Source organism: Mesorhizobium sp. M0159 (assembly GCF_040322295.1).
Taxonomy (GTDB): domain Bacteria; phylum Pseudomonadota; class Alphaproteobacteria; order Rhizobiales; family Rhizobiaceae; genus Mesorhizobium.
The window spans coordinates 1-1,285 of sequence record NZ_JAMYTF010000130.1 but is presented as its reverse complement, the minus strand read 5'-3'; the positions used below and the strand labels follow the sequence as shown (position 1 = coordinate 1,285).

Below are 1,285 nucleotides of genomic sequence, written 5' to 3'. Positions count from 1 at the left end.
CGTGTAGGCACCGCCGAACGAAGCGACAACCAGTTGGTCCGCCGCGAAGGCTACGGAAGATACGGTAGAGATGCTAGCAGTCGCAATGCCTGCCGCTAGATAAAGAAACTTGTTCATCTTGTTACTCCTCTGGATTGACCGATCTTCTCGCCGGCTTAGTCGATTGAATTCGGAAGCGGCTAGGCCGCGAGCTTGTTTATTCCTCGAAGTGTTTCCTCAAAAGCCTGTGCTACCGCCAGAAGCTCGGAGTCGCGATTGCGTCCCCCGACTAGCTGCGCTGAGACAGGAAGGTAGGATCTCTCCTCGTGGACGGGCAGCGCGATAGCTGGTGTCCCCACAAGGTTGAAGAACGACGTGAACAGTGTCAGCGCGTTCCCTACGGGCAGGCTGTCACCTCCCACCTCGACATGCACCGCACCAATTTTTGGGGCTGTAACCGGGCAGCCGGGCGTCAGGAGAACGTCCACGGTGCTCATCGTCTCTGAGAATGCCCGATTGTAGACCTCAAGCATGCGCTTGCACTGGATGTAGCTCTCTGCCGAAAGGAACTGTCCGAGCGCCATCCCGCTCAGCATGTCCTCCCCGAATGATGAGCGTGCACGCACGAGGTTGGGGCCATGATAGGCCAGTGACTCTGCCAGCTGTATCGTCAGCGAAACTGTTCTTGCTTCCGCCTGGTCCGGGAGTTCGATTTCCGTGAACGAGGCCCCCATTTGTTCGAGGGCGGATCTGGCCGTGAGGAGGGCCTGGCGAACGGGCGCGTCACTTCTTTCGGCCCAACCCTTTACAATTCCGACCCTCAAGTTCCTGGGTACCGCTGCCCGACCAATAACTGTCGTCTGGTCGAGCACGAGGGCCACGTCTTCCACGTTGTTGGCAATGATCCCACCATGATCGAGAGACCAGCAGTATGGAATGACACCTTGAAGGCTCATGCGCCCGAAGCTGGGTTTGAAACCAACCACTCCACAAAGTGCGGCTGGAACGCGGACCGAGCCGCCAGTGTCCGTTCCCAGGGCGTAGGGCACGATGCCCGCCGCAACCGCGGCCGCCGACCCTCCGCTGGATCCTCCCGCCAACCGGGTGGTGTCGAACGGATTGCGTGTCGTACCGCTCCAGCCGTTCTCCCCCGTCGCGCCATACGCGAACTCGTGCTGGTTCGCCTTGCCGATCAGTACAGAGCCAGCCTCCTCCAGACGCGTAATGACCAGAGCCGATGTGTCTGGCACATTGTCCTTGAGAACCGGACTTCCGCCCGTTGTGAGAACGCCGGCGGTCTCGAACA

The 1,285-nt window shown here is 59.8% G+C and carries 1 protein-coding gene; it reads right to left on the bottom strand.

Annotation, left to right across the window (positions count from 1 at the left end; genetic code table 11):
• Positions 1 to 179 precede the first annotated feature (179 nt).
• On the bottom strand, positions 180 to 1,285 hold a 1,106-nt coding region (locus NKJ32_RS35340; RefSeq protein WP_352830566.1), incomplete at its 5' end, for an amidase.